This window comes from Cronobacter sp. HA18006 (assembly GCF_011605445.1).
In the GTDB taxonomy this organism is placed as follows: domain Bacteria; phylum Pseudomonadota; class Gammaproteobacteria; order Enterobacterales; family Enterobacteriaceae; genus Cronobacter; species Cronobacter sakazakii.
On the sequence record NZ_JAANQB010000027.1, the window covers coordinates 14,622 to 41,409 of the forward strand.

Consider the following 26,788-nt stretch of genomic DNA (forward strand, 5'->3'; position numbering starts at 1 on the left):
GAATACCTTCTTACTTAAAGCGGAACTGTATCGCCCGAGAGGACGGGGGAAAGGGTGCTGCGTGCGACCTCCCTTTCCCTTGCCCTCTCCCTGAGCGGGAGAGTCAGGGTTGCCCTGGTGGAGCACAATTATCTCAATAGCTTCTCAATGAGAAAGAGAGGGACAGTGTCCCTCTCTGCACGGTCTTACGCCACGGTTTTACCGGAAAGCAGCGCCAGGACTTCATCGACGCTGTTGGTGTGCGCCAGGCGCTCAATCACGCTTTCATCATCCAGCGCGTTGGTCAGGCTGGTGATGACCTGAATATGCTCGTTATTACGCGCCGCGATACCAATCACCAGACGGGCGATATCGTCTTCTTCTTCACCGAAACGCACGCCCTGCGGATACTGGCAGAATACGACGCCGGTTTTCAGCACGCGATCTTTGGCTTCGACGGTGCCGTGCGGAACCGCGATAGACTCGCCGAGATAAGTCGGGGTGAGTTTTTCGCGCTCCAGCATCGCGTCCACATATTCCGGCTGCACGTAACCGCCTTTCACCAGCTGTTCACCCGCAAAGCGAATCGCTTCTTCTTTAGTCGCGGCCTGACGGCCAAGGAAGATGTTGTCCGCGCTGAGCTTAAACAGGTGGCTGTCGTTGGCATCAAAGCTGTCCTGCAGGCTGGTGCGCACTTTCTCTTCGTTCTGCGAATGACGCTGCGCGGCCACCAGACGTTCGGTCAGGCCAGCGTACAGGCCGCTGTCCAGGAAGTTGGTCAGCGAAATGTGCTGCGCGTGCGGTGCCTGGCGCATGGCGCGCTCGGTTAAATCGCGGTGGGTGATAACCAGATCCACATCGCCCGGCAGGCTGTTAATCGCGCTGTTGGTAACGGAAATATGGCTCAGGCCCGCGTCCTGCACTTTCTTACGCAGCACGCCTGCGCCCATGGCACTGGAACCCATACCGGCGTCGCAGGCGACAATGATTTTACGCACGTGGCTCAGGTCGTTGCTCAGATCCGCGCTCGCTGCGGTCGCGGCACCTTTGGACTGCGCTTTCATATCCTGCATGCGACGGGTCGCAGCATCGATATCGTCTTCTTCTTTCACTTTGCTGGTTTTCAGCAGGATAGCGGCGACCACGAAGGAGACGGCCATCGCGGCGAAAATCGCCACCAGGTTTGCGAAGTACGCGCCTTTCGGCGTCATCGCCAGTACCGCCAGGATAGAGCCCGGAGACGCCGGAGAAACCAGGCCGCCGTTCAGTACGGTCAGGCAGAAGACGCCAGTCATACCGCCCAGGATAACGGCGATGATCAGACGCGGGTTCATCAGCACATACGGGAAGTAGATTTCGTGGATACCGCCCAAGAAGTGGATGATAGCCGCGCCGCCCGCAGACTGTTTGGCGCTGCCGCGTCCAAAGAACATGTACGCCAGCAGGATGCCCATACCCGGACCCGGGTTGGCTTCAATCAGGAAGAAAATAGATTTACCGAGTTCATGCGACTGCTGAATGCCCAGCGGCGAGAAGATGCCGTGGTTGATGGCGTTGTTGAGGAACAGGATTTTCGCCGGTTCAACAAAAATCGACGCCAGCGGCAGCATGTCGTGAACCACCATAAAGTTCACGCCAGCAGCCAGCACTTTGGAGAGCACTTCGACCGCCGGGCCAATGCCGAGGAACGCCAGAATCGCGAGGATCATACCGATGATGCCCGCGGAGAAGTTGTTCACCAGCATTTCAAAGCCGGATTTGATTTTGCCGTCGACCGAGGCGTCGAATTTCTTGATGCAGAAGCCGCCGAGCGGGCCTGCGATCATCGCGCCCAGGAACATCGGGATGTCCGCGCCGACGATAACGCCCATGGTGGTAATCGCGCCCACCACGCCGCCACGCTCGCCGCCAACCAGCTTACCGCCGGTATAACCGATAAGCAGCGGCAGCAGGTAGCTGATCATCGGGCCGACCAGCTTCGCCAGCGTCTCGTTTGGCCACCATCCTGTGGGAATAAATAACGCGGTGATAATACCCCAGGCGATAAACGCGCCGATGTTAGGCATTACCATATTGCTGAGAAAGCGACCAAAGCTTTGCACTTTGATCTTGATATCGGATGACATAGAACACCCCTTCTTATGTTTACGCGCAGGCTTGCGGCCCGAGGTTTATTGTTAACGTGGCGGCAGAGGTAGCCGGACCCATGCTCTGATGACGCGAAATCTGGCACTGAATCGCGATGGTGTCCAGACAGGCACTTTAAGTGTGATCGCGATCACGGGATGTCGGGGTGATCGGGGTAAATTTGCGTGATTTGAATCACAAAAAAGACGTGTAAAAAAAAGACAATGCGCAAAATGTCGCCATAAACGCCCCTTAAATGTGAATAAAGTCACATTTTCTTTCGGCGTGTTTGTTATTAGTTTGTGACGTTAATCACAAAATATTTCCCAGGAATAATCCGAACAGGCATCGTACATTTTTCACTCATGCTAACAGGGAGAGTCTGTAAGAAAGTTACAGCCGGGAATTCTTGCAAAATGGCGTCGGCGAAACGCGTTTTAGCGCGCCGTCGCGCCTCCTTTTGGCGTATCCTGACCCATACTTACCCTTACCCTGGCGATAACGTAAAAGGACCCGGCATGAAACTTATCGGTAGTTACACCAGCCCGTTTGTACGCAAAATCTCCGTCATGTTGCTTGAAAAAGGCATCGTGTTTGAGTTCGTGAATGAATCGCCGTATGCCGAACAGAACGGCATGGCGCAGTACAACCCGCTCGGGAAAGTGCCGGCGCTGGTGACCGACGACGGCGAAACCTGGTTTGATTCGCCCATCATCGCACAGTATATCGAGTTGCTGGACGCGCAACCGGCGCTGGTGCCGCAAGAACCGCGCGCTGCGCTAAAAGTGCGCCAGCTGGAGGCGCTCGCCGACGGCATTATGGACGCGGCGCTGGTTTCGGTGCGCGAGCAGGCGCGCCCGCCGGAACAGCAGTCGGAAAACGAACTGCTGCGCCAGCGAGAGAAAATCAACCGCGGCCTCGATGCGCTGGAAGGGTATGTGGCTGACGGCACGCTAAAGGCTGAGGAACTGACGCTCGCCACCATCGCCACCGCCTGCGCCATCGGCTATCTCAATTTCCGTCGCGTGGCGCCGGGCTGGTGCGCGCAGCGTCCGCATCTGGTGAAACTGGTGGAAGCGCTCTTTGCCCGCGACAGCTTCGCGCGTACCGAGCCGCCCAGCGCCTGAGCGGGCGTGAACCGCCCTTTATTGCGCTGACCGGGCGCGGGGACTGAACTGCCCCGCGTTTCCTGCTAAATTATCGCCACGTTTTATCCAGGTTTATGCACGCCATGACGACCGATTCCCGTCTGCTTTACAGTCAGCTTCCCGCCACCGACCGCCTGCTGCGCGACAGCGCGTTCCAGCCGTTGCTGGACACCTACGGCCATACCCGCGTGGTCAACACCCTTCGCGCGATGCAGGAGGCGGCGCGGCTCGCCATTCGCGAACGCCAGGCGCTGCCCTCATGGTGCGATGACTGGGCCGCGGCGGCGGCCGGGCGGCTGGCGCGCGGTTCGCAAAGCGCGCTGCGCCCGGTCTTTAACCTTACCGGCACGGTGCTGCACACCAATCTTGGCCGCGCGTTGCAGGCGGAAGAAGCGGTTGAGGCGGTCGCCCGCGCCATGCGCTCGCCCGTGACGCTGGAGTATGACGCCGAAGGCGGCGAGCGCGGCCACCGCGACCGCGCGCTGGCGGAGCTACTCTGTGAACTTACCGGCGCGGAAGACGCCTGTATCGTTAATAACAACGCGGCGGCGGTGTTGCTGATGCTGGCGGCGCTGGGCGCAGGCAAAGAGGTGATTGTGTCGCGCGGCGAGCTGGTGGAGATTGGCGGCGCGTTTCGTATCCCGGATGTGATGCGCCAGGCGGGCTGTCAGCTGGTGGAAGTGGGCACGACCAACCGCACACACTTGCGCGATTATCTCGATGCGGTCGGCGAGCAGACCGCGCTGCTGATGAAAGTGCACACCAGCAATTACCAGATTGAAGGCTTTACCAAAGCCGTAGATGCCGCCGAACTGGCGCAGGCGTCAACGCTTCCGGTGATTGTCGATCTCGGCAGCGGTTCGCTTATCGATCTCAGTCAGTATGGGCTGCCGAAAGAGCCGATGCCGCAGGAGGCGCTCGCCGCCGGGGCGAGTCTTGTGAGCTTTTCCGGCGATAAACTGCCGGGCGGGCCGCAGGCGGGGATTATCGTCGGGAAAAAAGCGCTTATCGCGGCGCTTCAGAAACACCCGCTCAAGCGCGCCCTGCGCGCCGATAAAATGACGCTGGCGGCGCTCGACGCCACATTGCGCCTTTATCTGCACCCGGAAAAACTCGCACAACGGCTGCCGACGCTGCGGCTGCTGACGCGCCAGGCGTCTGACATTAACGAACAGGCGCAGCGCCTGCGTCCGGCGCTGGAGACCCGCTACGGCGATGAATTTCAGATAGACGTGATGCCCTGCCTGTCGCAGATTGGAAGCGGTTCGCTGCCGGTCGACCGGCTTCCGGGTGCGGCGCTCACCTTCACCCCGCGCGACGGGCGCGGCAGCAGCCTTGAGGCGCTCGCCGCCCGCTGGCGTCGCCTGCCGGTGCCGGTTATCGGGCGCGTGGGCGACGGGCGGTTATGGCTCGATTTACGCTGCCTTGAAGATGAGGCAGGACTGATGGAGATGTTGTTGCAATGATTATCGCCACCGCCGGGCACGTGGACCACGGCAAAACCACGCTGCTTGAAGCGCTTACCGGCATTAACGCCGACCGTCTGCCGGAAGAGAAAAAGCGCGGCATGACTATCGATCTCGGTTACGCCTACTGGCCGCAGCCGGACGGGCGCGTCATCGGCTTTATCGACGTGCCGGGCCATGAAAAATTCCTCGCTAATATGCTGGCGGGCGTGGGCGGCATCGATCATGCGCTGCTGATGGTGGCGTGCGATGACGGCGTGATGGCCCAGACGCGCGAGCATCTGGCGATTTTGCAACTGACCGGCCAGCCGACGCTCACCGTGGCGCTCACCAAAGCCGACCGGGTGGATGACGCGCGCCTCGCGCAGGTGAAAGCGCAGGTGATGGCCACATTGAACGACTACGGCTGGCACGACGCCACGCTGTTCGTCACGGCGGCCACCGAAGGCGTGGGCGTTGAGGCGCTGCGCGACCATTTGCGCCAGTTGCCTGAGCGCACGCACCCTGCCGGGCAGCGCTTTCGCCTGGCGGTCGATCGCGCGTTTACCGTCAAGGGCGCGGGCCTGGTGGTTACCGGCACGGCGCTTTCCGGCGAGGTGAATGTCGGCGATACGCTCTACCTGACCGGCGCGAATACGCCGATGCGCGTGCGCGGCCTGCATGCGCAGAATCAGCCGACGGAACGTGCATTCGCCGGTCAGCGCATCGCGCTGAATATTAGCGGCGACGCGCAGAAAGCGGATATCCGGCGCGGCGACTGGCTGCTCAGCGACGCACCGCCGCAGGCCGCAGAGCGGGTTATCGTCACGCTCGACCGCCATGCGCCGCTGCAACAGTGGCAGCCGCTGCATATTCACCATGCGGCAAGCCACGTCACCGGGCGCGTTTCGTTACTGGAAGATGATCTGGCTGAGCTGGTATTCGACACGCCGCTGTTCCTGGCCGATAACGACCGGCTGGTGCTGCGCGACATTAGCGCGCGCCAGACGCTCGCAGGCGCGCGCGTCGTCACGCTGGAAACCCCGCGGCGCGGCAAACGCCAGCCGGAGTTCCTCGCGTTTCTCAACGAACTGGCGAGTGCCAGAACCGACGCCGACGCGCTGCGGCTCCATGCCTCGCGCGGCGCGGTCGCGCTGGCGACATTCGGCTGGGCGCGCCAGCTCTCTGCGGCATCGCTCGACGCGCTGGCGGGCAGTGGGGACTATCTCCAGGCGAACGGTTATCTGTTAAGCAGCGCGCTCGCGGCGCGCTGGCAGGAGAAACTGCTCGCTACGCTCGCCCGCTACCATGAAACGCACAGCGAAGAGCCCGGCCCCGGCCGCGAACGGCTGCGTCGCATGGCGCTCCCTTCCGAGCCGGAACCGCTGGTGCTGGCGCTGATCGAACGGATGCGCCGTGACGGACAACTCGCGAGCCGCGAAGGCTGGCTGCATCTGCCGGGCCATAAAGCCGGTTTCAGTGAGGCTCAGCAGGCGCTGTGGGAGAAAATCCAGGGACTGTTTGGCGACGAGCCGTGGTGGGTGCGCGATCTGGCGCGCGAAGCGGGCGAAGAAGAACAGGCGATGCGCCAGCTATTGCGGCTCGCCGCGCAGCAGGGTTTTATCACGGCGATCGTTAAAGATCGCTACTACCGTCACGATCGCATTGTGGCGTTCGCCGATCTGATCCGCACGCTCGATCGCGAAAAAGGCGCGACCGTCGCCGCCGATTTCCGCGACAGCCTGAACGTGGGCCGTAAACTGGCGATTCAGATTCTGGAATATTTCGACCGCATCGGCTTTACCCGCCGTCGCGGTAATGAACATCTGTTGCGTGACAGCGCGCTGTTTAATTCCGCACTGTAAAAAATAACGAAATGGGGGAATGTATATTTATGAAATATATATTCCCCGTCCTTTAATCACTCCATGAATAATTACGAGAAATTCCGCTAACTGTTTTATTTTATGGTGCTTTCTGGCAACCAATTCGTCGTAATTCGCGGCAACTCGCTTTTTTCACTCTGCCATGCGGTGTATTTTCGAAAGCTCATTTCATTCATTAAGGATAATGAGTATGACCGCGTCTGTTTTTTATATTCCCTCCATTAATATGATTGGCATGAATAGTCTCGATGAAGCGCTGAAAATGGCCAGCGAATATGGCTACCGCAACGCGCTGATTGTGACGGACGGTATGTTGTCAGCGCTGGGCATGGCCGGCCAGCTCAAGGAAATGCTGTCGCAGAAAGGCATTAACAGCGTGATTTTCGACGGCACCCGCCCGAACCCGACCACGGAAAACGTGGAAGCGGGCTTAAGTATGCTGCGCGCGCACCGCTGTGACTGCGTGATTTCGCTCGGCGGCGGCTCGCCGCACGACTGCGCCAAAGGCATCGCGCTGGTAGCGGCTAATGGCGGCGATATTCGCGATTACGAAGGCGTTGACCGTTCCCGCAAACCGCAACTGCCGATGATCGCCATCAACACCACGGCGGGCACCGCATCTGAGATGACGCGTTTTTGCATCATCACCGATCAGGAGCGCCATGTGAAAATGGCCATTGTCGATAAACACGTGACGCCGGTGATGTCGGTAAACGATCCGGCGCTGATGATGGGGATGCCGAGATCGCTGACCGCCGCGACAGGCATGGACGCGCTGACCCACGCCATCGAAGCGTATGTCTCCACCGCCGCCACGCCGGTCACTGACGCCTGCGCCCTGAAAGCCATTAGCATGATTGCGCAAACGCTGCCGCAGGCGGTGGAAGAGGGGGATGATGTCGCGGCGCGCGAGGCGATGGCCTGGGCGCAGTTCATGGCGGGAATGGCGTTTAATAACGCCTCGCTCGGGTATGTCCACGCGATGGCGCATCAGCTCGGCGGTTTTTACGATCTGCCGCACGGCGTTTGCAACGCCATCCTGCTGCCGCATGTACAGCGCTTCAACAGCAGCGTGGCGGCGCACCGGCTGCGCGACTGCGCGCAGGCGATGGGCGTTAACGTTCGCGCCATGAGCGACGCTGAAGGCGCGAATGCCTGTATCGAGGCGATTTGCGCGCTGGCTCGCCGGGTGCATATTCCTGCTGGTTTACGCGAGCTGAGAGTGCGTGAAAATGACATTGCTCAGCTGGCGGAAAACGCGCTTAAGGACGCCTGCGGATTAACCAATCCGGTACAGGCAAGCCACGCGGAGATCATGGCGATTTATCGTGCGGCGATGTAACGCTTAAGCCCCGCTGCGGCGGGGCTACTGTTGTTTCGCGAGCCACACCGCGCCCAGGCGTCCGGCCTGGTTACCGAGCTGGCAGGGCTGAATGGGCACCCGCAACGCATCCCAGAAGTTATATTTTTCAAGCGTGCGTTCAAGCATCGGGTAGAGTTCTTTCTGCTGGCTGATGCCGCCGCCAATCAGCACCACCTGCGGATCGTAGAGCGACACCACGCTATAGACGCCGCGCGCCAGATAACCGACCCAGCGCTCCACCACTTCACGCAGATGCACATCGCCGCCCATACGCTCGAAAATTTCTTTGCCATGCAGCGGCGCATCTGACGGCAGCGACAGCGCCTGGCGGCTCGCCTCCACCAGCCCGCGCGCGGAGGCGATCTGATGCATGTTTTCGCCGTTGTCGCCAACCGGGATCACGCCAAATTCGCCCGCGCGGAAATGTGCGCCGCGCAAAAGTTCGCGGTTCAGTATCAGCCCACCGCCAATGCCGGTGCCGATGGTCATGCAGATAAACGACTCGTAGCGCTGACCGGCACCGCGCCACATCTCGCCAAGCGCCGCGCAGTTCGCATCGTTTTCCACCGTGACCGGCAGCGACGTTAACTCGCCAAACAGCTCCAGCAGATTGCAGCCGTCGAGAAACGTCAGCGCGCCCGCCTTCGGCACATGGCCGGTATGCGGATTGATATAGCCTGGAAAACTGACGCCGATACCGGCTATCTCGTCGCGCTTTTGATAATGCTCAACGGTCTCGCGCCAGGCGTTTTTAAACGCGTTAGGATCGTAGTGCGTGTCATATTCGTCGCTGGAAAGCTCCTCGCCCTCTTCGGTGATCAGGCCGTGTTTGATATGCGTGCCGCCGACGTCAAAACCGATAAACTTACGCATGGTCATTCCTTCTGTGACAAACCGGGTTCCGCTTTTGAGTATGGCGTACCTGCGAAAACGCAACGTAAAGGAAGGTAATCTGCCGCTATTTATGGTGAATACCGCGCATGTCGTGATTGTGGTTAAGTAACGGCGGATGTGAACAGAGGCGGTGGCGTGGATATTTCAGGTTTTGTGCTGGCGATTGCGCCGGTGGCACTCTCCCCCGGTGCCAGCTTTACGCTGGCGATGAACAATGTTATCCACCGGGGGATTATGGGCGTGTTCAGCGTTATCACAGGCACGCTTATCGGCATTTATATTCACGCCTCGCTGGTGGGGCTTGGCGTCACGCAACTGCTGGTACGCTACCCGGCCGTGATGAAAACCTTACAGCTTACAGGCACGCTCTATTTGCTCTGGCTGGCGCTGCGGCTTGTTGTAAGCGGCATTCAGGCCTGGCGGCGTCCGCAGCACACAACAGGCCGCGGCGCGGGCGTGAAAGAGGCGCTGCTGGCGAATCTTTTTAACATTAAAGCGATTCTGTTCTGGCTGACGGTGGTGCCCGCGTTTGCCGGAACGGCCTTCACGCACTATCTGCTGCTCGCCAGCATTCATGTCGCCATTATGGCGTCCTGGCTGCTGCTGTGCGGCGGCGCGATAGTGCTGACCACGCGCCGCTTTTCGGTGCGCTGGCTGAAGGTCGTCGTCGATACCGGCGGCGGGCTGTTTCTGTTTTTCCTCACGCTCTCCTCTGCGCTGGCGATGCTGAAATAGGCGGGTGAGGCGTTAACGGCATTCGTCTATCCAGACGCGCATTTCGCCTTCGCCGCGGTTGGCCCAGCTAAACCACGGTATAAAGGTCAGCGTTTGCGGCGTGGCCTGCGCCGGAGAGCGGTCATACTGCCAGAGTGGCCGCGATTCGGGCTGTGGGCTCGCCTGTCGCCAGCCCTCGGCCTGAATTAAGACCTGACGGGCGAAAATGCCTTTTCCTTCCCGTTCGTGGAACGTCGATGTGGCGGGCAGTTGCAGGTTATGGAGCTCGCTGCCGTTGTCCGCCTCTTCCAGACAGTAAATCAGCGGCCCGCGCTGAATCGCTACTTTGCCTGCGACATGGCGCACCAGCGGGTTGCCGTAGACGCGGCGCACCGGCATGGGCAGCGTCAGCGTCAGCGTATCGCCTTCGTGCCAGGTGCGCGTCAGCCAGAGATACCCTTTACGAATATCGCCTTCACAGGGGCGACCGTTCAGCATTACGCGCGGCGCCTCGCACCAGTCCGGCAGGCGCAGCGCCAGCGTGTGTTCAACCGGCCGAGGCGAATCGATATGAATGCGCACCTCTTCATGCCACGGGAAATCGCCGCTGATACGTAATCGCAGCGTGCTGTCACCGACCGGCAACTGAACGTTGTTGCCGATGTAGAGATTGATAAACAGCGCATCTTCGCGCGCGGTGTAGATGTAATGTCCGAGCGAAGTGAGCAGCCGCGCGATATTCGGTGGACAGCAGGCACAGCCAAACCAGCGCTGGCGGACAGGCTTAACGTGATCGTAGATATGATTAAATTTCAGCGTTTTCGGATGCACTTCCAGTGGATTGACGTAAAAGAAGTGTTTGCCATCCAGCGCCATCCCTCCGAGCACAGTGTTATACAGCGCACGCTCCATGACGTCGGCATACTGGCTGTCGCCTTCCATCTCCAGCATCCGGCGGGCGAACATGAGCAGGCCTATCGAGGCGCAGCTTTCCGCATAGACCGTGTCGTTGGGCAGATCGTAATCAGTGCTGAACGCTTCTCCACTGCTCTGGGAACCGATACCGCCAGTGATATAAAGCTGGCGGCGCGCCATATTTTCCCATAACCGCAGGCAGGCCCGGCGTTTTTCTTCGTCGCCGCTCAGGCGCGCCAGATGCGCGACGCCTGTCATGAGATAGACGAAGCGCACCGCGTGGCCCACGGCGCGCGTCTGCTCTGCCAGCGGCTGGTGCGCCTGGCTGTAGGCTTTATCCTGCACCATCCAGGCCGGCCCATAAGTGTTCCAGTAAGAGGTGCGGCCGCGTTTTTCGTATTCGATATCGTAAAAGTGCGGCTGCGTCCCGCGCTGCTCGACAAAGTAGCGTGCCAGCGCCTGGTAGCGCGGCTCCTGCGTGGCTTCATACAGGCGCATCAATGCCAGTTCAATTTCCGGGTGACCGGGATAGCCGTGAAGCTGATTCTCACCGGGACCGAAAACCTGACAGAGGTGATCGGCAAGACGGCACACTACGCCCAGCAGGCGGCGTTTGCCGGTGGCCTGCCAGAACGCGACGCCTGCCTCAATCATATGACCGGCACAATAGAGTTCGTGGCATTCAGCGAGGTTGGTCCAGCGCTCGCCAGGCGCTTTTACGGTGAAATAGGTGTTCAGATAGCCGTCGTCGCATTGCGCCGCCGCAACCAGTTCAATCACCTCGTCGGCGGTTTTTTCAAGCGTGGCGTCCGGCTTCTGGCACAGAGACCAGGCTACGGCCTCCAGCCATTTCGCCACATCGCTGTCCTGAAAGACCATGCCATAGAACTCGCCGTGCTCAAGACCCGCGGCTATCCGAAAGTTGGTAATGGCGTGGCTCGGCTCCGCCTCGGGAAGGCGATCGTTAAGCGCGTCCCACTGATACGGGATTACTACGTCCCGCACCAGTTGCTGATACTGGCCGAGAAACGGATCGGTGATTTTCAGATGATGCAGAGAGATTTCATGCACGTCTGGCTGAGTCATGATGATTTCCTTCAGGAGGGTTGCACGTGGCGCTGGCGCAAATCGCCGGAAATGCGCGCCATCAGCGGATTATTGAGTTTGCACCAGCGAATCGTGATCGCCAGCAGCAGATGAAACAACGCAGGCAGCAGGCTCTCCATGGCCGTCATCCCCTGGAGCGACGCGGCCGTCTGGTTTCCGGCACCGGGTTGATAGGCCACTACAATAAATACCAGGCTGATAATGCCGGCGCTGGACGCCCAGGCGAGCTTGATGAAAAAGAGGTTAAACGCGAAATTCATTCCCGACGAACGCACGCCGGTTTTCCACTCGCCGTAATCGTCGGCAAACGCCATCAGGGAAAAGTGCAGCGGCAGCGTGAAGCCGAGAATAATGCCGTTGCCGAGGATAACGGCAAGCCAAAGGTGCTGATGCGCCGGGCTTGCGGGCAGTAGCCACATCGCGACGGCCAACGCCGCCAGGATAAGATTAGTATGGAAATAGAGCTTAACGGTGTCGACACGGCGCGACAGCGGGCTAACTATCATCGCACCGGCAATGGCGGCGAACGTCACCATGGTAAAAAACAGCGAGGTATAAGCAGTGCTGCCCTGAAGCACATAGGTGATGAAGTACATATACCCGCCGCCGCGAATGTTAAACACGTTAATCAGCAGGAATGACATCACCAGCATCAGTAGAAGCTGATCGTTATTACGCAGCCCGGCAAAATGCTCGCGCAGCGTAAATTTCCCCATCAGCGCCAGCGAGACGCGTTCGCGCACCCAAAAGAAGCAGCACAGGAACATCACGACCGCCACGGCGCACAGCACGCCAACGCCGAGTTGCCAGCCGCGGGCGGCGTTGCCCTCGCCCAGCGCTTTGACGAGCCATGGCAGCCCCACCGAGACCAGAAACCCTGCCACGCCGCATAACACAAAGCGCCAGGATTGACAGGCCAGCACTTCGTGATGACGCGTGGTCATGGTGTTGATCAACGCGCAATAAGGCACGTTGATGGCGGTATAGCCGACAGACAGCAAAAGATATGTCCCGAATGCCCAGGCGATTTTGACGCCCGTACTGGCTTCCGGCACGGTAAACGTGAGTACGCCAATAACGCCGATGGGCACTGCCACCCACAGCTGCCACGGGCGAAAGCGTCCCCAGCGGCTCTGCGTGCGGTCGGCGATAACGCCCATTACCGGGTCGGAGATGGCGTCGAAAACGCGCAGGGCCATAAACAGCGTGCCCACCAGCGCGGGAGTCAGCCCAAAAACATCGGTGTAAAAGAAGGTCAGAAAATTCATGATCAGGCAGGTAATAATCGTGCCGCCCGCGTCGCCTAATCCGTAGCCTATTTTTTCCCGCAGCGACAGCTTTTCACTCACAGCGGCGACGGAAATATCCGCTGTCGTAACAGAAGTAGCATTCATGATTAACGCCTCGCGTTATCGGATAAGTTATGCCAGAAATAAAACCGCTTATTTGCCGGGGTAAAGTGTCACTGGCCAGTCACGTTATTTATTCTGCATGCGATACGTCGGGCAACAAGGCAACGGGAAAGTATAAAAAAGGGACGATTCCGACCTGCTGGCAAAATTGTGAAGCAGATCCCCTCGCGCTTAAAAAAATCCTCGCCCGCCGCTTCAGCCGCTAAGATCGGATAAAATGATTTGCGTGGTCATGGTGTTACATGTTTGAAATAAATATTAATTTACCGGTGAAAGTGCAAAACGGCGGGCGCTTTATCTCCCGTGGCGTTGGCCAGCACCCTGCGCGCAGGCTCGACTCATGGGAAATCATTTTTGTTGAAAAAGGGACGCTTACGATCCGCGAAGAAGAGACGATTTTTGAGGTTAACGCGGGAGAAAGCTTACTATTATGGCCAGGAAGAGAACATCAGGGCGTTGGCATATTTCCAGCGGATCTGAAATTTTACTGGCTGCATTTTGAGTATTATCCTCCAGCTCAAAATAAAGCGGGCTGCGATTTATCTTTATTGTCCATTCCTCAACATTGTTGGGCGCGCGAGCCGCAGCATATTATTTCGCTGTTTCGTCAGTTTCTGAATGAGCAGGAAAATGTCACGCGCACGCTGGCGCTGGAAATTATTTTGTTATTAATACTCCAGCAACTGTGCGCCAGCGCAGGCGATGTGCAACCCACAGAGGGCAGTGGCGCGGCGCTCGCCTGGAAGGCTCAACAGCTTATCCGTACGCAATATCATCTGCCGCTCTCTACCTCAACCCTCGCCGCGAGCCTGCACTGCAACGCGGATTACCTGGGGCGCGTCTATCGCCAGACGTTTCGCCTGACCATCACCGAGGCGGTGCAGCATCAGCGGGTCATCGCCGCGGAAAAACAGCTGATTAACGACTCGCTCTCGCTTTGCGAAGTAGCCAAAAACTGTGGTTTTCCAGATGTCGGCTATTTCCGGCGGGTTTTTCGCCGTCATCACGGCCTCACTCCGGCTGCCTGGAAAAAGCGATACTGCAAAGAGCATATCAACTCCGACTAAACATTTATCCCGTTGATGTAATGGAACAAATCATTACGGAAGGGGGATCGCAGAAGGGAAATGTTCATGGTGGCGGGTGTTCGCGTCTGTTGTTGCCGATGGTAACCTTGCCAGGTGCCGTTCTGTCTTAAGTCGTTGTCGGTATATCAGGAGGAAAGAAGCTGTGGTGATTAAGGAGATTGTTGTGAGCAGAATTTCTCGCGAGCCGTCCGGTGAGCCGATTCGTTGCCCCGAGGCGCTTAACATACCTTCTCAACTGTTACGTACACCTCGCGTCTACAGTAAGGGAGAATATTCTTCTGACCAGCAAAAAAAGGATGTGTTGCATGACGCGCTGGGTCTGTGGGGCGTTAACGCTGAGGATGGCCTGAGTTATGAGCGCAGTTTGCGTAGCGAGTGGTAAGCAATGGGTATGCTCGCCGTTTTTGATACCAATATCTTGATCGATCTTTTTAGCGGTCACGAAAAGGCACGGCAAACGTTAGGGCGATTTCCGGAAAATCGTGCCATTAGCCTGATTACCTGGATCGAAGTGATGGTAGGCGCGCGTAAGCATCATCAGGAACAACAAACACGTGAGGTCCTGGCTACTTTTACTGTCCTGCCGGTGTCATTATCCGTCGCGGAACGCAGCGTAGAAATTCGCCGACAGTGCGGAATGAAATTACCAGATGCCATTATTCTTGCTACTGCGCAGGTGCACTCGCGCATGTTGCTTACGCGCAACAGCAAGGATTTTGAAGGGGTAACAGGAGCAGAAATTCCCTATGTTCTGAACTAGCCCGCCCTGAACGAGCGGGCTACAGACAAGGTTTACTCACCCTCTCCCGGGAACAGGAACGGGTTGATGGAGCTTCTGGCGAAGCCTTCCTGCTCCATGCGGGCGTCGAGCACCAGCGAGGCGAGGTCATCCGCCACCGGCTCCACGTTCGGGTCTTTTTCCTGATACAGGATCTTCAGGTAAGTCCCGCAGTCGCCGCAGCTTTCGGCTTTAATGGCCGCCTGCTCGCTCTCCAGCGACCAGTAGTGCAAATCGCGGGTCTGCTCGCAGTTGCTGCATTTAACGCGCACCACGTGCCACTCGGTTTCGCACAGGTTGCAGTGCAGGTAGCGCAGCCCCTGGCTTGAGCCGATATGCACCATGCTGGAGACCGGAATGCTGCCGCAGACCGGACAGAACTGGCGCGCTTCGCCATATTCCGCCCGCGCTTTGCCGGGGATCAGGCTCGCCATCTGCGCCCAGTAGAGCGACAGCGCCGCCCAGATAAACGGGGCTTTGTCGCTGCTCACCGCGCTGAAATCGGCGTTGAACAGGGCGCTCGCCATGGTTTCCAGCTCCTGCGCCGAGGCTTTTTCGAGATTTTCGATAACCGCCAGCGCCGGGCCGCTCATCTCCGGCTTCAGCTCGGCAATCAGCGACTGCAACAGCTTCTGCCAGTGGCCGTCGCGCGGCAGCACGTGAATATCGAGCGGAGGCTTGCCCTGTTCCGCGGCTGCTTTGATGCGTGCCGTCAAATCCATCTCCAGCGGGTGGTCATAGAGCACCACCTCCTGGGCATGCGCGATAAGCGCGGCAAAACGCAGGTAATCGCCCAGCGGATTATTTTCAGCCAGCTCGCGCAGGCGTGCGGCGCGGCGGTTATAGAGATTTTTCAGTCTGGGGAACAATAACGGCGGAATCACTTCCGCCGTACGTTTATCGCTCTTCTCCAGCTGGTCTTGCGGGATGATGCGAATACTCATTCAGATGATTTTTCCTGTTTCTCGCGCACTTCGCGATACCAGCGCGGGTGGTGTTTCTTCGCCCAGGTTTTGGTAACCCAGCCTTCCACCATGGCGGTAATGGTGCCTTTGACCCACAGGGCCGCGTAAATATGCACCATGATAACCACAATTAAGGCCACCGCGGCAAATGAATGCGCCAGCAGCGCCAGGCGAATCACCGGGATGGGGAACATCGGCGCGAACCACGGACGCCAGATAACCACGCCGCTCGCCAGTAACAGCAGAAGCAGCAGGATGGCCGCCCAGAAGACGCACTTCTGACCGAAATTATAGCGCCCGGTATCGCCCACTTCCTCGTTCATGGCGATTTTGTGGATGTTTTTCGCCCACAGAATATCGTCACGGTTAATGAGGTTGTGGTGCCAGTAACGGAAAAACATCAGCATAAACGAAACGAACATCACCACCCCAACGAAGGGGTGGAGGATGCGCGCCAGCTGCGGCGTGCCAAGAATGTTCATCAGCCAGTTGAAGGAGGGGAAAAAGAACCCCAGCCCGCTCACCGCCGCCAGCACGAAGGCGAAGGCGGTGATCCAGTGGTTGATTCGCTCTGGCGCGCTGTAGCGCACGATGGTGTCACGTCTTTTCATTTACGCACCTCATCATCGTCATGGTGCAGATTGTCTTCATCTTCCTCGGCGCGGTTTGGACCGATACCGACGTAGTGGAAAACGCTGGCTGCGAAGGTCGCCGCAAAGCCGATGGCGGCGAGCGGTTTCCAGATGCCTTTCCAGAACTTAACGGCTTCGCTGATTTCCGGGTTCTCCGGCAGGCCGTGATACAGATTCGGCTTGTCGTTGTGGTGCAGCACGTACATCACGTGCGTACCGCCAACGCCTGCCGGATCGTACAGGCCCGCGTTTTCGTAACCACGGGTTTTCAGCTCCGCCACGCGCTCGCCTGCCAGCTGTTTCATATCCTCTTTGGTACCAAAGTGGATAGCGCCGGTCGGACAGGTCTTCACGCACGCCGGCTCCTGGCCCACGGTTACGCGGTCCACGCACAGGGTGCATTTGTAGACGCGGTTATCTTCCGGGTTCAGGCGCGGGACGTCGAACGGACAGCCCGCGATGCAGTAGCCGCAGCCGATGCACTGTTCAGACTGAAAATCGACGATGCCGTTGGCATACTGAATGATAGCGCCTTCAGACGGGCACGCCTTCAGGCAGCCCGGATCGGCGCAGTGCATACAGCCATCCTTGCGGATAAGCCATTCCAGTTTGTCGTTCTGCTCCACTTCCGAGAAGCGCATCACGGTCCAGGACTTGGCGGTCAGATCCGCCGGGTTGTCATACACCCCGACGTTATGACCGACTTCGTCACGCAGATCGTTCCACTCGGAACAGGCCACCTGACAGGCTTTACAGCCGATACAGGTGGTTACGTCGATAAGCTTCGCCACTTCCTGCTGGTGGTCCCGCGCCTGAGGCGCGGGCGTGAAACCGTTAGTCGCGGAACGACGGATAATGTCTTGCGATTGATAAGCCATGAGTCGTCTCCGTTACACCTTTTCCACGTTCACCAGGAACGCCTTAAATTCCGGCGTCTGGGTGTTGGCGTCGCCCACGAACGGCGTCAGCGTGTTGGCGATAAAGCCTTTCTTCGCGACCCCTTCGTAACCCCAGTGGATTGGAATACCGATGGTATCCACCTGTTTGCCGTTCACGTTGAGCGTGCGAATACGCTTGGTCACCACCGCCTTGGCTTTGATATAGCCGCGGTTGGAGGAGACTTTCACGGTATCGCCCTGCGCGATGCCAAGCTTACCGGCGAGTTTCTCGCCGATTTCCACAAACTGTTCCGGCTGCGCGATGGCGTTTAACAGCGCGTGCTTGGTCCAGTAGTGGAAATGCTCGGTCAGACGGTACGTGGTGCCGACATACGGGAACTTATCCGCTTTGCCCATCGCTTCCAGATCGCCTTTGAACACGCGCGCCGCCGGGTTAGACACCACATTCGGGTGCAGCGGGTTGGTGCCAAGCGGCGTCTCGAACGGCTCGTAGTGTTCCGGGAACGGGCCTTCCGCCATTTTGTCGATGGCGAACAGGCGGCCCATGCCTTCCGGCTGCATGATAAACGGACCGACATCGCTGCCCGGAGGCGCGGTGCTGTAGTCCGGAATATCGGCGCCGACCCACTTGCCGTTGGCGTAAGAGAGAAGCTGACGTTTCGGGTCCCACGGTTTGCCCTGCGGATCCGCGGAGGCGCGGTTATACAGAATGCGGCGGTTCAGCGGCCACGCCCATGCCCAGCCCAGCGTATTGCCAAGGCCTGACGGGTCGGCGTTGTCGCGGCGCGCCATCTGGTTGCCATCCGGCGTCCAGCTACCCGCGAAGATCCAGCAGCCGCTTGAGGTGGTGCCGTCGTCACGCAGATGCGCGAAGGTGCCCAGCTGATCGCCTTTCTTCGCCAGCACGTTGCCGGTCACCGGATCGATGATATCCGCCAGCGCTTTACCGTTGCTCTCCATGGCCACTTCTTCCGGCGACGGGTTTTCCGGCGTCGAATAGTTCCAGCTCATGTTAAGGACTTGTTCCGGGCATGCGCCGCCCTGCTCGGCGTACATCTTACGCAGGCGCAGGAAGATACCGGCCAGGATTTCGCCGTCGTTCAGCGCTTCGCCCGGCGCGTCCTGACCTTTCCAGTGCCACTGCAGCCAGCGGCCGGAGTTCACGATAGATCCGTTCTCTTCGGCAAAGCAGGTGGACGGCAGGCGGAACACTTCGGTCTGAATGCTCGCCGGATCGACATCGTTCTGCTCGCCGTGGTTCTGCCAGAAGGTAGAGGTCTCGGTATTGAGCGGATCGATAGTCACCAGGAACTTCAGTTTTGAGAGTGAAGCGACCACTTTGTTTTTGTTCGGGAACGAGGCGACCGGGTTAAAGCCCTGGCAGATATAGCCGTTGACTTTGCCCTGATGCATCATCTCGAAATATTGCAGGACGTCGTAGCCTTTATCCCACTTCGGCAGCCAGTCGAAGCCCCAGCTGTTCTCCGCCGTCGCTTTGTCGCCATAGAAGGCTTTCATCAGCGAAACGAAGAATTTCGGGTAGTTGCCCCAGTAGTTCACCTGGCCTTCCAGCAGCGGTTTCGGCGTGTTGGCGGTCAGGTAAGTTTGCAGATCGGCCTGTTTTTCGCTTGGCAGCGACATGTAGCCGGTCAGGCTCTGGCTCAGCAGACCGAGGTCGGTCAGGCCCTGGATGTTGGAGTGTCCGCGAAGCGCATTCACGCCGCCACCCGCCATACCCATGTTGCCCAGCAGCAGCTGGATCATGGCCATAGTACGGATGTTCTGGGCGCCCACGGAGTGCTGCGTCCAGCCGAGCGCATACAGGAACGACGCGGTTTTGTCGTGTACGCTGGTTTCGGCGATGTATTCGCACACCTTCAGGAAATCGGCTTTCGGCGTACCACAGATATTCTCAACGACATCCGGCGTATAGCGAGAGACGTGCGTTTTCAGCAGGTTCCAGACGCAGCGCGGGTGAGAAAGCGTGGTATCGCGTTTTGCGAAGCCTTTTTCGTCCAGCTCATAGTGCCAGCTGGTTTTGTCATATTTGCGTTTTTCCGCGTCGTAGCCGGTAAACAGGCCGTCATCGAAACCGTAATCTTCACGCACGATCAGGCTGGCGTTGGTGTAGGCCTCGACATATTCGCGGTTAAACTTGTTGTTGTTCAGCAGGTACAGCAGTACGCCTGACAGGAAAGCGATGTCAGTACCGGAACGGATAGGCGTATAGAAATCGGCCACCGACGCCGTGCGCGTAAAGCGCGGGTCAATAACGATAAGCTTCGCGCCATTGTGGATCTTGGCTTCCATCGCCCAGCGGAATCCCACCGGATGCGCTTCTGCCGCGTTCCCACCCATCACGACGATGAGGTTGGCGTTCTTCATATCAACCCAGTGGTTGGTCATCGCACCGCGACCAAATGTTGGAGCAAGACTTGCTACCGTTGGTCCGTGTCAGACACGCGCCTGGTTATCCACGGCTAACATGCCGAGGGCGCGGGTAAATTTCTGGGTTAAATAGCCGGTTTCGTTACTGGAAGCGGAGGCGCACAGCATACCGGTGGAGAGCCAGCGGTTAACGGTGGTGCCTTCGGCGTTTTGCGCGATAAAGTTCGCGTCGCGGTCTTCTTTCATCAGCTTCGCGATGCGATTGAACGCCTCGTCCCAGCTGATGCGCTGCCATTTATCGGAGCCAGGCGCGCGGTATTCAGGGTATTTCAGACGCGATTCGGAGTGGATGAAATCCACCAGACCTGCGCCTTTCGGGCAAAGCGCCCCGCGGTTGACCGGATGATCCGGGTCCCCTTCGATGTGGAAAATCGAGGATTTCGCGTTTTTCGCGCCGTCGCCGAGGCTATACATCAACAGCCCACAGCCGACGGAGCAGTACGTACAGGTATTACGGGTTTCGCGGGTGCGCAGCAGTTTATATTGCCGTGTTTCCGCCAGCGCGACGCTGGGAGCAAATCCCAGTGCGGCTGCCGTGGTGCCTGCCATACCGCCAGCGCAGATCTTAAAGAACTGCCTTCTGCTGACCTGCATGGATTGCTCCTTGTTCAGACATTGTCACAAAGTAAGTCGTATGGTTTTTCTTTTGCGGATGCCGCCGCAACGGTTCACAATCGTAATTCCCTTCTTAACGAGGAGGGATTAGGGGCAACAGAATACCACAATGTTGCTGAGGCTGTTTCAGACGGTTAATAAAAAGTGAATAAGAACCATCCAGAACTGTTGCAAAACGTGACCGATGTCACGGCCGCTCGTTCCCTTCCGCTCTGGAAAAGAGAGAACCTCACCACCACCGAGCCGGACTGGCTGGCGGAAGAAGTGCCGGTAGCGCTGGTCTACAACGGTATCTCGCACGTCGTGATGATGGCGTCTCCCAAAGATTTGGAAATCTTCGCCCTTGGATTTTCGTTATCGGAAGGAATTGTCGAATCTTCACACGAAATTTACGGCATGGATATTATCCATGGGTGTAATGGTATCGAAATTCAGGTGGAACTTTCCAGTCGTCGCTTTATGGAGTTGAAAGCGCGCCGCCGCAATCTGGCGGGGCGAACCGGCTGCGGCGTCTGCGGTGTGGAACAGCTTAACGATATTGTGCGTCCTCTGGCTCCGCTGCCGTTCACGCAAACTTTCTCGCTCGATAACCTCGACGGCGCGCTGCGTCAGCTCGCCAGCGTCCAGCCTGTCGGCGAGCTCACCGGCTGTACGCACGCCGCCGCCTGGCTGACCCCGCAGGGCGACATTGCGGGTGGGCATGAAGATGTCGGGCGTCACGTGGCGCTCGATAAGCTGCTCGGCCGACGCGCGCGTGAAGCGTGGCAGCAGGGCGCGGTGCTGGTGTCGAGTCGCGCCAGCTATGAAATGGTGCAGAAAGCCGCGACCTGTGGCGTGGAAATTCTCTTTGCGGTCTCCGCCGCCACCACACTCGCCGTGGAGGTCGCCGAGCGCTGCAACCTGACGCTGGTGGGCTTTTCACGCCCTGGCCGCGCGACGATTTACACGCATCCCCAGCGCCTGATCGCAGGCGATAAAAACGCGTGATTTTTGTTCAGTTTTTCTGAAAAAGAACGGCAAATCCTTCCGCTTTTGGTTTCCGGTGTGCAGGTCTACTATTACACACATCGAAGGCAATGCGCCTTCTCACTCACATCAAAACGGAAGGAATTTCACAATGAACACTATCAAATCTTTTGTTGCAGTTATGACGCTTGCTACCGCTTTCGGCGCTTTCGCTGGCCAGTCCATCACCGCGACCGATACCACGCTTTCTGGCGCAGAAGCTAAAATCGCCGCGCAGGCCGAGCAGATGGGCGCGACGTACAAAATCACCGAAGCGTTCACCGGCAACCAGGTCCACATGACTGCCGAACTGAACAAATAAGCCAGAAGTTGTCGAAAGAGCGCCTGCGGGCGCTTTTTTATGGCATGCCCGCCAGACGCAGCAGTGCGGTAACCACCGCCGCCGCAACAATCACCACGATTAACGGTGCCTTGCGCCAGGCCAGAAAGAGCGCGAACCCCACACCCAGCAACCTCGCCATACCCGCAAAGCTTTCACCTTCGTAAAACGTCGCCGCCAGCGCCACGGCAAACAGTAATGTCGTTGCCGCATCGGAGAGCAGCGCCTGCGCGCGCTCACTCAGCGCCAGTTTGTTACCGAGTTTCGCCCCGCCAAAGCGCATCAGATACGTGCCGACAGAGAGCACGGCGATCCCGGCCAGAATCATCATGGTACTCGCCATTATTTCTTCCTCGTGAGTAAGCCTGCCAGCGAGAGCAGCACCGGCAGCCCGACCGGCGCGAACGGCACGGCGGCAAGCGAGAGCGCCGCGCCGCTGCCTGCGCGGATAAGCGTGGTTCTGTTTTTCAGGGCAGGGAGTACCAGCGCAAGTAAAATCGCCGGAAAAACGGCGTCAAGACCGATGGTTTCCGGCGCGGGCAGCAGCGTGCCCATCGCCACGCCGATCACAACGCCAAGCGGCCAGCACAGCGCCACGCCAAGCCCGCACAGCCAGTACGCCGCTTTACGCGTTTCAGGCGTCTGTTGAGATAACCCGAACACCACGCTTTCATCATTCATGATGTGTGAGCCCAGCAATCTTTTTGCGCCACGGCCCACCAGATCCCGCACCGTGATGCCAAACGGCAGATGGCGCGCGTTAACCAGCAGCCCCGCCGCCGCCGCGGCCAGCGGATTACCGCCGCTCGCAACGATGCCGATAAAAATAAACTCCGACGCGCCTGCCAGTACCGCGATGGACAACAGCAGCGGCACCCACATCGCGAAGCCATAAGCCATCGCCAGCGTGCCATAAGAAATCCCGACCACGCCAACGGCCAGACAGACCAGCACAATAGCCTTTATAATGTCGCCTTTAAGGCAGGCGAACCGGTGCAGAATCATACGTTTTTCACCTATAACGAACGAATGAACATTATAATGAACATGCCGCTGTCTATTTTCAACACGAACGTTCGTTCATTTTAACGAACGAGGGAACCCGACATGACACAGCCCATTACCGTGATTGCTCAAAGCCTGGTGCGCGAACGCACGCGCGCCGGGTTGTCGCTGGCCGAAGTGGCTCGCCGCGCGGGGATCGCCAAATCCACGCTGTCGCAGCTGGAAGCCGGTAACGGTAATCCGAGCCTGGAGACGCTCTGGGCGCTATGCGTGGCGCTTGATATTCCTTTTGCCCGCCTGATGGAACCGCAGGCCAACCAAACGCAGGTGATCCGCCGCGGTGAAGGGCCGAAAGTCGTTGCGGAACTCGCCAATTACCAGGCGATTTTGCTGGCGACCTGCCCGCCGGGCGCGCGTCGCGATATCTACCTGCTGCTGACGCAGCCGGAAGGCGAGCGTCTGTCACAGCCGCACCCGGCGGGCTCGGTGGAACATATCATCGTGACGCAGGGGCGCGCGCTGGTCGGGCTCGCGGAAGCGCCGGAAGAGCTGCACGCCGGGGATTACATCTGTTACCCCGCCGATCGGGCGCACGTTTTTCGCGCGCTGGAGCCGGATACTCAGGCAATTCTGGTGGCGGAACAGAATTAAGCCCTACAGAATCTGTGGACGCCTGTACCACCCCAGGCGACACTCTTACGCATCATGCAATCAGGCACTTAACTTATGTCGCTTAAAGCAATCGCCGCACAACTTGGCCTCTCCGTCACCACCGTCAGCCGCGCGCTGAACGGCTACGACGACGTTTCTCAGGAAACCCGCGCGCGGGTGGAGGCTGAAGCGGCGCGACGCGGCTACCGGCCAAACACGTTCGCGCGTCGCCTGAAAATGGGCAAAATCGACGCCGTCGGGCTGGTCTTTCCCGTACATCCCGTGCCGCTCAATAACAGCGTCTTTATGGAGATGGTGGGTGAGATAAGCCGCGAACTGGCGCAACATGAGGTCGATTTGCTGCTGATTGCCGATGACGATCTCGCAGACAGCCACAGCTATATGCGTCTGGTGCAAAGCCGTCGCGTGGACGCGCTGATTGTGGCGCATACGCTCGATAACGACCCACGTTTGCAGCAGCTTCAGACGGTGAATTTTCCTTTCCTGGCGCTCGGACGCAGCCGGTTGCCGCAACCCTACGCCTGGTTTGATTTCGACAACTACGCCGGTACGCATCAGGCCACCGAGCGGTTAATCCGTCTCGGGCACCGGCGCATCGCGATGCTTGGCGAGCACAACAGCCAGGCGTTTATCACCCAGCGCCGCGAGGGCTGGCGAGACGCGCTGAAAGCGCATCAGCTTGATGACAGCAGCCTGCGGATGCTGCCGCCCACCCGCCGCGCGGGCTATAAAGCGGTGCTGGAACTGATGGCGCTGCCCGCGCCGCCGACGGCCATTGTGACCGACTGCAACTCGCTCGGCGACGGGGCCGCGATGGCGCTGCAAACGCTCAATCGCTTGCAGGGCGAAGGGGCGGTTTCGCTGGTGGTCTATGACGGTCTGCCGCCTGACAGCATCGTGGAGATGGATGTGGCGGCGGTCATTCAGTCCACGCGCGAAGGCGTGGGGCGACAAATCGCCGACATGGTGCAGCGTCTTATCGCGGGCGAGCCCGCAGAACAGCTTCAGGTGCTCTGGCAACCCGATTTTCTGGAAGGCAGCACGCTTCATCCCGCTGACTAAACCCTCCGCATTTTCTTAAGCAAAATTCCGTGCAGATCACACATCCGAAACGTTTTGGTTGGCATCCGAAACGTTTCGGATCAACAGTAAAAGCATTCTTTTACCGGAGATGCTTTTATGGAAACCCGCATTCATCGACTTACCAGCCCCACAACCGATGTTGTTATCAAAACGCACCCGTTCGCTGAAATTCTCTACTGGGGGCCGCATCTTGCGCACTTTTCGGAGCACGATTGTGCGAGCCTCGTGCGCCCGGTGGCTAATGGCCGTCTGGATACGGATGCACCCGTCACGTTAATGGCGGAGAACGGCCACGGGCTGTTTGGCGCGCCGGGACTGGAAGGGCACCGCAACGGGCTGGACGCCTCGCCGGTGTTTACCACGCAGGACGTCAACCAGAACGGGCAGACGCTGGTGATTACCAGTGAAGACGCCACCGCCGGGCTGCGGCTCGTGAGCGAGCTTTCGCTCAGCGACAGCGGCGTGCTGAAAGTGCGCCACGGCCTGACCAATCTGCGTGACGGCGCCTGGCAGGTGGATCGTTTCGCGGTCACGCTGCCGGTGGCGGAGCGGGCGTTTGAAGTGATGGCGTTTCATGGCCGCTGGATACGTGAGTTCCAGCCGCACCGCGTGACGTTAAGCCATGACGGCTTTGTGCTGGAGAACCGCCGCGGGCGCACCTCGCACGAGCATTTTCCGGCGCTTATCGCCGGTACGCCGGGTTTTGGCGAGCAGCACGGCGACGTCTGGGGCGTGCATCTTGGGTGGAGCGGCAACCACCGGCTGAAGTGCGAAGCGAAAACCGACGGGCGGCGCTATCTCCAGGCCGAGGCGCTCTATCTGCCGGGCGAAATGGCGCTGGCGACCGGCGAGACGCTGCACACGCCCTGGCTCTACGCGAGCCACTCCACGCGTGGTCTGAACGGTATGAGCCAGCAGTTTCACCGCTTTCTGCGTAAGGAAATCATCCGTTTTCCTGGCAACAAACCGCGCCCGGTGCACCTCAACACCTGGGAGGGGATCTACTTCGACCATCAGCCGGAGTACATCATGCAGATGGCGACCAGGGCCGCGGCGCTCGGCGTGGAGCGCTTTATCATTGACGACGGCTGGTTTAAGGGCCGCAACGATGACCACGCGGCGCTCGGCGACTGGTATCTCGATGAGCAGAAATACCCGAACGGCCTGATGCCGGTGATTAACCATGTGAAAAGTCTCGGGATGGAGTTCGGCATCTGGGTGGAGCCGGAGATGATTAACCCCGATTCCGATCTTTACCGCGCGCACCCGGACTGGGTGCTGGCGCTGCCGGGCTACCCGAAAACCACCGGACGCCACCAGTGGGTGCTTAATCTCAACATTCCTGCCGCCTTCGATTACCTGCTGGAACGCATGAGCTGGCTTCTGGGCGAGCATCCGGTTGATTACGTGAAGTGGGATATGAACCGTGAGCTGGTGCAGCCGGGCCACGCGGGCAAAGCGGCGGCAGACGCCCAGACGCGCCAGTTCTATCGCCTGCTGGATGTGCTGCGCGCGCGTTTCCCGCACATTGAATTTGAATCCTGCGCGTCCGGCGGTGGGCGTATCGATTTCGAAGTGCTGACGCGCACGCACCGCTTCTGGGCCTCCGACAACAACGACGCGCTGGAGCGCAACACCATCCAGCGCGGCATGAGCTACTTTTTCCCGCCGGAAGTGATGGGCGCGCATATCGGCAACCCGCGCTGCCACGCGACGTTCCGCCAGCACAGCATTGAGTTTCGCGGCCTGACGGCGCTGTTCGGTCATATGGGGCTGGAGCTGGACCCGGTCAGCGCTGGCGAGCAGGAGGCGGCGGGCTATCAGCGCTATGCCGCGCTTTATAAGGAATGGCGTGAGCTGATCCACACCGGAGACCTGTGGCGCGTAGAGATGCCGGACGCCGCCACGCAGGTGCAGGGCGTCGTCAGTCAGGATAAGACGCAGGGGCTGTTTCTGGTAAGCCAGCTGGCGATGCCGGATTACACGCTGCCAGGCGCGCTGCGCGTGCCGGGGCTCGATCCGCAGGCCCGTTACCAGGTGCGGCTGGTGGATCATCCGAATATTCAGTTGACCGGCGAAGGCGGCCACACCATGCGCAAACTGCCGGGCTGGATGAGCGAGCCTGTCAGCGCCAGCGGCGAATGGCTGGCGCAGGCGGGGCTGCAACTGCCGGTGCTCGACCCCGAAACCGCGATGCTTATCGCGTTTGAGCGCGTGTAACAGGCGGGTGCCGTGAAAGCGGCACCTCAATGGTCTGGTCTTCTAAGG

The 26,788-nt window shown here is 59.0% G+C and carries 23 protein-coding genes; 13 read left to right on the forward strand and 10 right to left on the reverse strand.

Translation table 11 applies throughout. The features are described 5' to 3' along the window. Positions 1 to 185: 185 nt before the first annotated feature. The gene (locus G9X48_RS20890; RefSeq protein ID WP_029039310.1) at positions 186 to 2,105 is read right to left on the reverse strand and encodes a PTS mannitol transporter subunit IICBA; all 1,920 of its coding nucleotides are present in this window, start codon (positions 2,103 to 2,105) and stop codon (positions 186 to 188) included. Between the two features lie 519 nt (positions 2,106 to 2,624). On the opposite strand from G9X48_RS20890, the gene G9X48_RS20895 reads away from it, so the two are divergent. From G9X48_RS20895 to yiaY, 4 genes are all read left to right on the forward strand, one after another. Then, positions 2,625 to 3,233: a glutathione S-transferase gene (locus G9X48_RS20895; protein WP_041460977.1), complete on the forward strand. Its 609-nt coding sequence runs from the start codon at positions 2,625 to 2,627 to the stop codon at positions 3,231 to 3,233. 104 nt (positions 3,234 to 3,337) lie between these two features. Beyond that, positions 3,338 to 4,720, forward strand: a complete 1,383-nt coding sequence (gene selA, locus G9X48_RS20900; RefSeq protein WP_097641316.1) for an L-seryl-tRNA(Sec) selenium transferase — start codon at positions 3,338 to 3,340, stop codon at positions 4,718 to 4,720. Next, a complete protein-coding gene (gene selB / locus G9X48_RS20905; RefSeq protein WP_063265816.1) occupies positions 4,717 to 6,564 on the forward strand; it encodes a selenocysteine-specific translation elongation factor in 1,848 nt (615 codons plus the stop codon). Before selA ends, selB begins: the two co-directional genes overlap by 4 nt. A 211-nt stretch (positions 6,565 to 6,775) precedes the next feature. Further along, on the forward strand, positions 6,776 to 7,927 hold the full coding sequence (gene yiaY, locus G9X48_RS20910) for an L-threonine dehydrogenase (protein ID WP_097641315.1): 1,152 nt from the start codon (positions 6,776 to 6,778) through the stop codon (positions 7,925 to 7,927). A 24-nt stretch (positions 7,928 to 7,951) separates the two neighbouring features. Here yiaY and G9X48_RS20915 read toward each other — a convergent pair whose 3' ends face one another. Further along, complete coding sequence (locus tag G9X48_RS20915) at positions 7,952 to 8,821, reverse strand: ROK family protein (RefSeq protein ID WP_097641314.1); 870 nt, start codon at positions 8,819 to 8,821, stop codon at positions 7,952 to 7,954. Positions 8,822 to 8,977: 156 nt separating this feature from the next. Here G9X48_RS20915 and G9X48_RS20920 point away from each other — a divergent pair, with 156 nt between their 5' ends. After that, positions 8,978 to 9,577 carry a LysE family transporter gene (locus G9X48_RS20920; protein ID WP_097570881.1) on the forward strand — a complete coding sequence of 200 codons (600 nt, stop codon included), beginning with the start codon at positions 8,978 to 8,980 and terminating at the stop codon, positions 9,575 to 9,577. A gap of 12 nt (positions 9,578 to 9,589) precedes the next feature. Here G9X48_RS20920 and G9X48_RS20925 read toward each other — a convergent pair whose 3' ends face one another. Further along, positions 9,590 to 11,557: a glycoside hydrolase family 127 protein gene (locus tag G9X48_RS20925; RefSeq protein WP_097570883.1), complete on the reverse strand. Its 1,968-nt coding sequence runs from the start codon at positions 11,555 to 11,557 to the stop codon at positions 9,590 to 9,592. 11 nt (positions 11,558 to 11,568) lie between these two features. Further along, positions 11,569 to 12,972 carry an MFS transporter gene (locus tag G9X48_RS20930; protein ID WP_038879148.1) on the reverse strand — a complete coding sequence of 468 codons (1,404 nt, stop codon included), beginning with the start codon at positions 12,970 to 12,972 and terminating at the stop codon, positions 11,569 to 11,571. A gap of 260 nt (positions 12,973 to 13,232) precedes the next feature. On the opposite strand from G9X48_RS20930, the gene G9X48_RS20935 reads away from it, so the two are divergent. The 3 genes from G9X48_RS20935 to G9X48_RS20945 all read left to right on the forward strand — a co-directional run bounded on the left by G9X48_RS20935 (position 13,233) and on the right by G9X48_RS20945 (position 14,838). After that, the gene (locus G9X48_RS20935; protein WP_097641313.1) at positions 13,233 to 14,057 is read left to right on the forward strand and encodes an AraC family transcriptional regulator; all 825 of its coding nucleotides are present in this window, start codon (positions 13,233 to 13,235) and stop codon (positions 14,055 to 14,057) included. A 163-nt stretch (positions 14,058 to 14,220) separates the two neighbouring features. Next, complete coding sequence (locus tag G9X48_RS20940; RefSeq protein ID WP_032988590.1) at positions 14,221 to 14,460, forward strand: hypothetical protein; 240 nt, start codon at positions 14,221 to 14,223, stop codon at positions 14,458 to 14,460. A 3-nt stretch (positions 14,461 to 14,463) separates the two neighbouring features. Then, positions 14,464 to 14,838 (forward strand): type II toxin-antitoxin system VapC family toxin, encoded by a 375-nt coding sequence (locus G9X48_RS20945; protein ID WP_007853639.1) that lies wholly within the window; start codon positions 14,464 to 14,466, stop codon positions 14,836 to 14,838. Between the two features lie 32 nt (positions 14,839 to 14,870). On the opposite strand, the gene fdhE is transcribed toward G9X48_RS20945, so the two are convergent. The 4 genes from fdhE to fdnG are packed head-to-tail and all read right to left on the reverse strand — an operon-like array spanning position 14,871 to position 20,394. Beyond that, entirely contained in the window at positions 14,871 to 15,800 is a 930-nt protein-coding gene (gene fdhE / locus G9X48_RS20950; RefSeq protein ID WP_054623953.1) for a formate dehydrogenase accessory protein FdhE, read from the reverse strand. Then, entirely contained in the window at positions 15,797 to 16,432 is a 636-nt protein-coding gene (gene fdoI / locus G9X48_RS20955) for a formate dehydrogenase cytochrome b556 subunit (RefSeq protein WP_004385165.1), read from the reverse strand. The genes fdhE and fdoI overlap by 4 nt, the downstream gene beginning before the upstream one ends. Next, positions 16,429 to 17,331, reverse strand: coding sequence for a formate dehydrogenase subunit beta (gene fdxH, locus G9X48_RS20960; protein WP_004385164.1), 903 nt, complete (start codon positions 17,329 to 17,331; stop codon positions 16,429 to 16,431). Before fdxH ends, fdoI begins: the two co-directional genes overlap by 4 nt. A gap of 12 nt (positions 17,332 to 17,343) precedes the next feature. Then, complete coding sequence (gene fdnG / locus G9X48_RS20965; RefSeq protein WP_087601230.1) at positions 17,344 to 20,394, reverse strand: formate dehydrogenase-N subunit alpha; 3,051 nt, start codon at positions 20,392 to 20,394, stop codon at positions 17,344 to 17,346. 165 nt (positions 20,395 to 20,559) lie between these two features. Between fdnG and fdhD the strand changes: the two genes are divergently transcribed. Continuing rightward, positions 20,560 to 21,402 carry a formate dehydrogenase accessory sulfurtransferase FdhD gene (gene fdhD / locus G9X48_RS20970; RefSeq protein WP_004385161.1) on the forward strand — a complete coding sequence of 281 codons (843 nt, stop codon included), beginning with the start codon at positions 20,560 to 20,562 and terminating at the stop codon, positions 21,400 to 21,402. A gap of 130 nt (positions 21,403 to 21,532) precedes the next feature. Then, complete coding sequence (locus tag G9X48_RS20975) at positions 21,533 to 21,742, forward strand: YdgH/BhsA/McbA-like domain containing protein (RefSeq protein ID WP_004385160.1); 210 nt, start codon at positions 21,533 to 21,535, stop codon at positions 21,740 to 21,742. 37 nt (positions 21,743 to 21,779) lie between these two features. Here the strand turns inward: G9X48_RS20975 and G9X48_RS20980 are convergent, their stop codons facing one another. Together G9X48_RS20980 and G9X48_RS20985 are read right to left on the reverse strand one after the other, a co-directional pair. Further along, the gene (locus G9X48_RS20980) at positions 21,780 to 22,103 is read right to left on the reverse strand and encodes an AzlD domain-containing protein (protein ID WP_097641312.1); all 324 of its coding nucleotides are present in this window, start codon (positions 22,101 to 22,103) and stop codon (positions 21,780 to 21,782) included. Further along, the gene (locus G9X48_RS20985) at positions 22,103 to 22,762 is read right to left on the reverse strand and encodes an AzlC family ABC transporter permease (protein WP_085959427.1); all 660 of its coding nucleotides are present in this window, start codon (positions 22,760 to 22,762) and stop codon (positions 22,103 to 22,105) included. The genes G9X48_RS20980 and G9X48_RS20985 overlap by 1 nt, the downstream gene beginning before the upstream one ends. Positions 22,763 to 22,867: 105 nt before the next feature. On the opposite strand from G9X48_RS20985, the gene G9X48_RS20990 reads away from it, so the two are divergent. The 3 genes from G9X48_RS20990 (at position 22,868) to G9X48_RS21000 (ending at position 26,740) form a co-directional block, all read left to right on the forward strand. Continuing rightward, positions 22,868 to 23,416, forward strand: coding sequence for an XRE family transcriptional regulator (locus tag G9X48_RS20990; protein ID WP_004385157.1), 549 nt, complete (start codon positions 22,868 to 22,870; stop codon positions 23,414 to 23,416). A 75-nt stretch (positions 23,417 to 23,491) separates the two neighbouring features. Next, the gene (locus tag G9X48_RS20995) at positions 23,492 to 24,499 is read left to right on the forward strand and encodes a substrate-binding domain-containing protein (protein ID WP_054623954.1); all 1,008 of its coding nucleotides are present in this window, start codon (positions 23,492 to 23,494) and stop codon (positions 24,497 to 24,499) included. 117 nt (positions 24,500 to 24,616) lie between these two features. Further along, a complete protein-coding gene (locus G9X48_RS21000; RefSeq protein ID WP_097641311.1) occupies positions 24,617 to 26,740 on the forward strand; it encodes an alpha-galactosidase in 2,124 nt (707 codons plus the stop codon). The last annotated feature ends 48 nt before the right edge of the window (positions 26,741 to 26,788 follow it).